Source organism: Paenibacillus sp. CF095, assembly GCF_900101225.1.
Lineage (GTDB): Bacteria > Bacillota > Bacilli > Paenibacillales > Paenibacillaceae > Paenibacillus.
On sequence record NZ_FMZN01000003.1, the window covers coordinates 96,005 to 105,918 of the forward strand.

A 9,914-nucleotide genomic window follows, 5' to 3' on the forward strand; every position below is an offset into this window, starting at 1 on the left:
CGGTGGGGATGACTGTACAATCAATAGTTCCAAGTAACTGAATGCGTTTATGTTAAGCAAGATTTTAGCGCTTGTATGTTACTAATACGTTGTTTATCCCCGTAGAGGTGTTATTCGTATAAACTTCTGCGTTTAGTATGTGATGTATATTCATATGTAGGAACCTGAATATATAACTGAATATATTCATATTACTTTATTTGAATATCAAATATGTATCCTTCTTTATAACGTATAGAATCAAGACATATCTGCTTTTAGCGATTCATGACTCGGTGTAGTGTTATAAAATATTCAGTAAACTAAATACTAAATTGAATATATTTAAGTTCAGTAATCTGAATAATGTGTATCTACAGTCAAGCATGAATACTCATAGATGACTTATAATCATCTATTAAATTATAGTGTTACATTCCAATGTAATACTAACTGAATACTTATCTATTACGTAATACACAACGTAATAGATGATGTAATTTATAATTTCGAAAGAAATACTGATCTTTTCAATACAATGTTCTTCTCAGCAAGTATATAATACGTTACTGAATATATTATGTAATACAGTTAACTGTTAGTATTCTTATTAGACCATTAAAAGCCACCCAGAGTAGATTTATACTCTTGGTGGCTTTTCGAATTCTCCTGTACAATTTCACCGTAAACTAAACATACGTAGGGTGTCGTAACTAAAACCCCACGGCTTAAACCACCATAAGCGGTGGGGATGACTTTATAATCAATAGGTCCAAGTAACAGTAAACTGAATGCGTTTATATTAAGCATTGCTTGTATGTTACTAATACGTTGTTTATCCCCGTAGAGGTGTTATTCAAATAAACTTCTGCTTTTAGTTTAGTATGTGATGTATATTCATATGAAGTAACCTGAATATATAACTGAATATATTCATATTAAATTATTTGAATGTTACATACGTATCCTTCTTTAACGCATAGAATCAATGCATATTCGCATTTTAACGATAAATGAGCGACTGTCATGTTATAAACTATTCAGTAAACTCAATACTTGATTAAATATATTCAAGTTCATTAAGTTAAATAAACAGTTTATACTACCAAGCATGAATACAAATTGATGACTTATAATCATCTATTGAATTGTGTTTCCACATTCCAATTTAGTATCTACTGAATACTTATCTATTACGTAATATGCAACGTAATAGATGATGTAATTTCAAGAACCCATTAATCTTTCTGATACAATGATTCTTCGTTATCATTGTATAATATGTTACTGAATATATTATTTAATACTACCAGTGAGTATTCACACGAGGCCAACAAGCCACAAGATAGGGATATCTACTCTCGGTGGCCTTTCGAAATCTCCTGTACAGCTTAACGGTACAGTTAACATACATTAAAGTATGCTCACTATAAACTGAGGGGCTAACTGTAACAGTAAACTGAATACGTTTGTATTAAGGAAGAAATTAGCTGGTTCAAACTAATACGTTGTTGATACCCACAGAGGAGTTAATCGAGTTAACGTTCTTCTAGTTTCTGGTGTCTATTCATGCGTAGGAACCTGAATATATAACTGAATATATTCATATTACTTTATTTGAATATCACATATGTATCCTTCTTTATAACGTATAGAATCAAGACATATTTCCTTTTAGCGATTAATGACTCGGTGTAGTGTTATAAATATATTCAGTAAACTAAATACTAAATTGAATAAATTCAAGTTCAATAATATGAAAAAGCAGTATAGATTGCCAAGAATAGATTCTGATTGATGACTTATAATCTTCTATTGATTGTAGTGCTTCATTTCAAATGTAATATTAACTGAATACTTATATATTACGTAATATACAACGTAATATATGATTTAATTTGTTATTTCAAAAGAGATACTGATCGTTCTGATTGAATAATTTTACATATTGAATAGTGAATAAGTTACTGAATATATTATGTAATATATAAGTTAACCCTGTACACTCATAAGATCATATCAAGCTACGTACTGGAGATTTATACTCATGATGGTATTTCGAATTCTCCTGTACAGCTTGACCGATACTGAACATACATGGGGTGTCGTAGCTAAAACCCCTCGACTTAATCCAGCATAAGCAGTGGGGCTGCCTGTGTAATCATTAGTTTCAACTAACAGTAAACGGAATACGTTTGTTTAAGCAAGAATCTGGCTTGTTCATGACGAGTACCTGTTGATCCCGTCAGAGGTATTATTGAGTTATCTTGTGCTTGTAGTATGGGATGATTATTCACGTTTAGTAACCTGAATATATAACTGAATATATTCATATTATCTGACTTGAAAGTTATTTACTTATCCTTCTTTAACGCATAGAAAAAGGATAAATATGATGTTTAGCGACAAAATGATCAGTTGTGGTGTCATCAAGTATTAAGTAACCTCAGTACTTGAATGAATATATTCAAGTTCATTAATCTGAATAAGAAGTATACATTACTAAGTACGAATACTCATTGATTATGTATAATCATCTACTGATTGTTGTGCTACACCGAATACGATATTACTGAATAATTATATATTACGTAATATACAACGTAACAGTTTATGTAATTTCAATGAGAGAGTAACTTTTTTGATACAATGATTCTTCATATTGAGTGTTCTATACGTGACTGAACTTATTATGTGATTTATAAGCTAACATATAGTATTCTCATAAGATCACTTCATGCCATCCATTGGAGATTTATATTGTCGGTGGCCTTTGAAATTCGCTTGTAGTACGTACACTGTACATTCATGGAGTGTGGTAACTAAAACCCCTCAGCTTAATCTACCATAAACTGAGGGGTTGCTTGTATAATCATTATTTAGAAGTAATAGTAAACTGAATACGTTTGTATTAAGTAAGAATATAGCTTGTTCACACAAATACGTTGTTGATGCCAACAGACTAGTTAATTGTGTTAACTTCCGTTAGGATATGGTGTGAATTGACACTTAAAATTAAATATACAACTGAATACTCATATATTACGTAATATATGTTGTAATAAAAAAGGTGCATTATGTCTTGTAAGACACTGTTATGATCTATTATGGAAATTTGACTCGATTCGTTTGATAGTCTTTCGCAGAGCATAACCGCACTTTGAATAAACATATAGTTTGGGATAAACAACCACATCATCTTATTCCGATAAGATCTGATATATTAAACAATGTTTATAAAGTAATAATAAACTGAATACTTTAGTATTATGAAAAAATTCTAGTGCGTTTACATGTTCAGCTCATTTGACCTAGCAGAATAGCTAATCCCTGTTTCTAAGAGACGCTAAATTCAGGTGTAGTCATTTGATTATAATCATATTATGTAATTTATAAACAACTCACCAATCCATTGCATGTTGCATTGACACAGCGTATTGCTTTATTCAAAAATATAATGTCTGAATTCCAAAAATGTTCAGTAAACTAAATACTTTGTTGAATATATTTATATTATGTAAATTTCATATGACGCTTACGCTTATACTGCGAATTAAAAGCTCCCTATTAATAGTATTAACACATTAAGGATTTGCTATACACGAGATTTCGTATATTTCTTAAAATTTGTTTAGCTGTTTTCAATAGTATTGAGTAGCGACAACATTTTTTGGAACTCAACTTAATGAGTAATGTGAACATATACCCGTTTCAATAGAGTTGAAGATTATCAAGGAGGAAAGACTAAGTTATCCGTATTGTGAAATACAGTGTTCCTTCGCTGTAATCACCTAGACGTATTAGTTAAGATAATGCTTACTTACATATTAAGGTCTCTATAAAAAGTATACGAATCATATAGATTCTCTGTAATAAAGTTTTAATTAGCTAATCAATCTTAATTAAGCTATCAAGTGTGTTTTCTCCTTCAATTAAATTATTTCGCCACCTTAATCTTTAATTGTTTGAAGTATATCATCTAGCTAATTTGGAGATGCTGTTGATGGGTACTTTAAAATTAGTCGAATCGATAATGTAATTTGGGTGCACTTACATCTTGTCCCTACGAATCTAGGCAATCTCATATTATGATTATGAATTCTATAAAATATCTACGAAAAGTCAGTATTATCAAGGGTTTAGCTTATCCTTTTTTTGAAAAGGGGAAGGATAAAACTTAAGAAAGCTATAGATTAAAACATGATTGAATGTTATAAAATACGATAACGTACCAATTCTTCACTCACAAATTATCAGTCAATAATAAATTTCTTCTTCCGAGTTTCGATCGATAGTAAACCCAGTGTTATCAAGGATTTGAGAGCTACTTCAGATCAAGAAGGGAAAGAATAAAACAGAAAAATCGATAAACAATTAAATGATTGAATTATCAAATATACGATAGCGTATCAATTCATTATAAATAACTGTTCAGTATCTGATTTTTCTATGTACCACGCAACTTGTAACTTATTCAGCGTATAAATGATCGATGAAATGAAATATCTGATACCAACTTAAAATATACATATTTTTCATCTTAAGAAGTATGAAACATTGAAGAAACTTATATGCCGTTAGTCTCCAAGGAATATGAACTATGTAAACTGCGATTACTTAGACAACGATCGAAAATGTGAACGCGTTGGGAAGCGGTACCGATTGAATGAATTTTTCGTAGCCATCAGCTAAGAGTTAAGGCTCGTATTTACATCCTCAATCTTCATGAGAATGAATTTATGCAGCCCTCTATATGAATGTGTAAAGTAATTCAGTATCTATTTCCACAGAATGAACAAATTTCGCTTGTTGGACCCATTGCCCTAATTAAACAAGTTGTTTCCCATACCATTTTACTTTCTCAACAGACAACACGAGTAAACCTCTCTTCTGTATGATTTGTAACCAGTGTTATGATATTTAGTGACTCTATGTATTCTTATGCGTTTTTATTGCTCCGTCTTGAAGATGGTGCAATTTCGTCGGCAGAATGCCGTGTGATGTTTTTCGCTGATTGGTTGAAGTATTATTGATAATTTTCCGTACTTTCCTATTTGAGTTCAGTAAGTTTGCATTGTGTAACAAATACCTCCTTACTAAATTCCTTACTTGCCTTTGTGCATGAACAACAGTCAAAATCAATAAGAGCTGGACATTTCTTAGTTGTGCGATTAATAAAAGTATTAAGTTTAAATAATATGTTAATATTACTGAACAATAATACTTACTATTTTAAGCTGCAGACGATATTCTATAGAGCAAAGTGATTTGAGTATTAAGTTTTATATTCAGTAATATATTATTATTCATTAACCATAAGATGAACTTACCTTGCTCCGGGAAAATAGTAATGCATTTAAATGTTTAGCACTCGCTTCCTTATCTCATAAAGATAATCTAATGAACCCGATTAATATACGGAAATTTGAACTCGATAAAATAGTACATAATTGAACAATTAAATATTACATAATATATTCAGTAATATAAGTATTTTATTTAACCTTTGATAAGCAGACTAAGCAGAATCCATTTTTGGGGGAAGGGTGTTGGGAGTAAGATTCCGTTCATCTCTTCACTTAGGAATGAATAGGTGTATCTATTAATTATTTGACCTTCCTGATTCAAGACCTTTTCCAACATCCAGTGTTGAGAAACACATTAAATAATGTTATCTTTATGAGAATCAAATAATCCATATGCGAAGTACGCATCTACCCAATCTTGGGCAAGGTGCGTTTTTTTGTGTTTAACCATTCACTAGTTTCTAACTCAGTTTAGGGCTTAAGGAGTTGAATTCATGGACCCGATATTACGAGGCCCACAAGAGGTTCGAGATCAAGCAGAGCAAGACATCGAATCCATCTCTAGTCAGTCAATAATAGCAATACAAGATACGATGTATTATTTACGTGCCGAAAAGCTTATCCCAGGTATTCATATATCCATTAGGATTAAAATAGACTCTTATGATTTAGGATTTTGGAACCGAATGATTTTAGATCGAGTGAATTGTGCTAAAGAATGGTTGAGGTCTACTGATAATTACGATAGCCAAGAGTCTGATTTAAGCATATTCTCAACTATTTATAAGGAATTAACAATTCACAAAACTAATAGTACCTCTAATGATCTGTATCTTAGTATGTCACTCTATATAATCCATTCAGTTATCGCTGCGTTAGAAATAGAATCTCATGTGATGATGTACGATGGAAACAAAAAGGGGCATCAAACTGCTCAGAAATATTCTCAATTAATTGCTGAAGCTATAGAACCATATCAGTTGGTAATGAATAAAATTGATGAGGTTTTGTATGGGAAAATTCGAGAGAGGTAATAACATCAGTAAGAAAAAAACGGAGGAAATAAATGAACCTTACTAATGTATGGGGGGAGAGAAGAAAATACTCTTCACATGCCATGGAGATTATAGAAGAAATCCATGTTCAAACGGGCCAGAAATGTTACAGTACAAGAGGTGTTGGCGAAGCAGAAAATATGGGGAGTTGAGACCTGGTTTTGCTTGACTTGAGAGTCTACTTCATTTCTTAAGAATATCTATTTTGTACAATTGAGAAACTCCATTCAGGTCTCTCAATTGTACTGAGTTATGTCACGGCTATTTCTATAGTTATATACGGACATGGCAGACTCACGGATGTAAGTCACTTTACCAGAGTTTCAATTAATGTCAGATAATCGGTTTATTTAGCTTGATATTAACGTTCTTAATTTGGAAAGGGATCTATAACAATTCAGTTATTGACTGAGGTAGTTTATAGCCTCCTGTAAGTTTCTTACCCCTACTAGTTTAATGTTTTCTAAATTGTAGCTAGTTTTTGCTTCGGCAACCTCTTGTTCTTGATATTTAGGATAGATAAAAATATCTACTTCTTCATTCTTTGCAGTAAGCAATTTGAGATCCAGGTTACTTATTGACTGAATATCACCACCCCTAGTTATGCCTCCTGTGCCAGCAACCTTTCTTCCTCTAGCCAAATCGACATTCGGATCGAGTTGCTGTATTAAACCCAATGCCAACATGAAACCTCCTGACTCGCCTGAATAGTTGTTGTCCAAATGGATAACGTCATCAACAGATAACCCTTTGAAGACAAATTGGTTTTTTAAATAAACTCCTAACGTTGCTTTTCCTTGGCGATCCAGTTCCTTTATAGTCACTGGAATCTCTACGTTGCTAGTATCACGATGAACGATTACGTTTACGGTATCTCCGACTTTAAAATTCTCTAGATAAAAATTAATATCTTCTGGCGAGTCAACTTCTATATCATCTATGAATAGAATTTCATCTCCAACCTTAAGATCTTGACCTGTTTTAAACTTCTCTGGATGAAAAACCACAACTGGCTTAGATATTTCTTCTGGTAAATCAATCTCCTCATGTACCATTGCAGCCTTTACGATAGTGTGTTTCATATAAGGTAAAAGTTCTTTATCTAAAATAGTCAAATCTCTTTCGGTAAAGTCACTAGTGCTTTCAGAAGCTGAAGCATAGAACTTTGTAACAGAAGTTCTTGTATAACCCTCAGACCCGAGGTATATTTTCTCCCATACAGAATTAATTTGTGTTTTTTTTACATAAGTCATGTAAAGATTAGTAGGATGGGCTTGAGCGCTTTCGCGAATTGGTTTTGCATCAATAATGGGGTCAACTGAAAGAATACTCCCAGGTGCTGTCCAAACCTCTGGCACCTTTAAAGGCTTAAGCAGCAACAAACCCAAAAATAGGATAACAACAATGAAGGGAGCTATATAAAGAATAATCACCTTGTAATCTTTTATGTCCAAGAGAATCACCTCAGTATTATAAACTAGCAATGGAACTAATATAACAAAATAACTATTTGATATAGAAGGAATGAGAAGAACCCGATTTTTCATGTCATTAATGATTAACTACATAATACTATAGATGATTTACGATATGCTTTATTAGATGAGTTATTAACACGGTTAAGGAACAGTAAAAGAAGCCAATCATTTAACTGCTTCATTTCTAGTTGGTGCGTTTTCGAATATAATATATGCAATAGTGAACCTTAGAGATGGGGGAGATATATGCATATAATGGATGATTATGAACAACGCCTAAAAGATCTTCGAGCCACACTTGGAACCCTTATAGATAATTATGACTTACTCCCGGATGCCTCCTATCAGATATTTAGTATCGAAGGAGAGATTAGAAGCTTTGAGCAGAGAAAAGAAAGACTAAACCTCAGATTTTCTCGGATAGACTGCCATTTATGCAAGCAGCCTATTTGGAATGAAGATGAACCAGCTAAACTTGGGGACAAAGGTAGCATCCTGATATGTCCAAGGTGTTTATGTACGATTAAGCAGGTGAAAGGTACTACTGAAATGGAACGAGATCTTGACATTAAAAGTCCCGGGACTGTAAAACAAGATTGTGAAGGTCCCCTTAAAATGCTGCAATCGCAGTTTCTCATACGTAAATCGGAGAAATTCTGGCTTATACATGAGGTAGTAGGTGAGATCTACTATCGAGCCGGCCGGCGTAAAACTAACCTACTACATTCTTGGATCGATGAATTGATTAATCGCTTGAATCACCTTCAAGAGCAAAAAAAATTTATGGAAGGGATGCGAACCTTAATCCCGGATTTGCATACTCAAATCTTTAGCTTACAAGCACAAATCCAAGATTTACAAAGTAAAGTAGATCGAATTAAAGGTGGGAGGCTACCTTATCGTTGCTCTCAATGTAATGTCTGGTTGAAAGAGAACGGTATTCCAACGTTTTTTGGAAACTACACAATTTGTGATCAGTGCAAAAAAATAATTTCAGAAGTGATGACTACATCTGAAGCTGAGAAGAAACATGGTCTACCTAAGGGAACAATACGCCGGGATAACTCACGAGGATCCCTAGAGAGATATAAGAAATTAGGATTACTAAGACAATCAGGAAGTTTATGGTTGCTTCACGACATAGTTATTTTGGACAAATATAAAAGAATCGAAACAAAAGAGGAAGTGTTACCAGTTCACTCTCCTACAACAATGAGTGAAGAAGGAATACCTTCAGATCTTCTCAGAAGATCTGCTTCCATATACAAACAACTTATGGAACGAAAACAATTGGAGAAATGACATATAACTCAATAATGAAGTTTAATTAAATACAACTCAAAGTTGCGCGAGAATTAAAACATTGTTCAATATTTTGTGAAGGTGCAGTTGATAGGCTGTATGAAGGATGATAGAGTAAAAGATAACTTAATAAAATATATGCGAAGCACGCATCTGCCCGTATTGGGTAGGTGCGTTTTCTTATTTTTAAAGAAAGGTAGGATCATATGAGTTATCTGTTAATGAATTTTCTTTATATCTCATATCGGTTGATTAAGTCTTTATCGAGAGTTACCTTGTATGTACTTGGGTATGGGGTTGTCTTCGCAGTGGTATTATTGTTGGTCATAAGTATTGCCAATGCAATCTAAGGACCGATTGTTACAGAAATAGAACTATAGGAGATCCGATGAGTGGCCTTGAAAAAGATTACTTGTATAGAACCTCGTGAAGGCACTCATTTCTATGATGCCATTACTGCTGCTAAATAACTTAAATGATGTAGAGTTTCGTACCGTGCATCTTAGTAGTGTTCATTTATCATCACGGATATTAGTGCCAAAGCAGTACTTGAAACTTTATATCGATTTTCTAAGAAAATGACTTAGGTAGTTGTGTAAAAGCAATCTCATTCCTTAAGATCATAGCATCATCATTAGTTTTTTTAAAATCGTATATCAGGTTGGTTTCAATGTAATAAGCACTGAGATGAAGTGTTAATACAATTTCAGTTCATAAAAATCAACATGAGTTTAAGGCAATATATTTACAGCAGTATGACCATGGCTTATAATACAAATAACTTAATAGTAGAA

General features: G+C 32.9%; 3 protein-coding genes. 2 read left to right on the forward strand and 1 reads right to left on the reverse strand.

Going from position 1 to position 9,914, the window contains the following annotated elements:
* Positions 1-5,779 precede the first annotated feature (5,779 nt).
* Positions 5,780-6,319 (forward strand): hypothetical protein, encoded by a 540-nt coding sequence (locus BLS69_RS22995; RefSeq protein ID WP_091036767.1) that lies wholly within the window; start codon positions 5,780-5,782, stop codon positions 6,317-6,319.
* 422 nt (positions 6,320-6,741) lie between these two features.
* Here BLS69_RS22995 and BLS69_RS23000 read toward each other — a convergent pair whose 3' ends face one another.
* Positions 6,742-7,794, reverse strand: coding sequence for a PDZ domain-containing protein (locus BLS69_RS23000; RefSeq protein ID WP_176872956.1), 1,053 nt, complete (start codon positions 7,792-7,794; stop codon positions 6,742-6,744).
* Positions 7,795-8,073: 279 nt separating this feature from the next.
* On the opposite strand from BLS69_RS23000, the gene BLS69_RS23005 reads away from it, so the two are divergent.
* Complete coding sequence (locus BLS69_RS23005) at positions 8,074-9,120, forward strand: hypothetical protein (protein ID WP_143023613.1); 1,047 nt, start codon at positions 8,074-8,076, stop codon at positions 9,118-9,120.
* Positions 9,121-9,914: the final 794 nt, after the last annotated feature.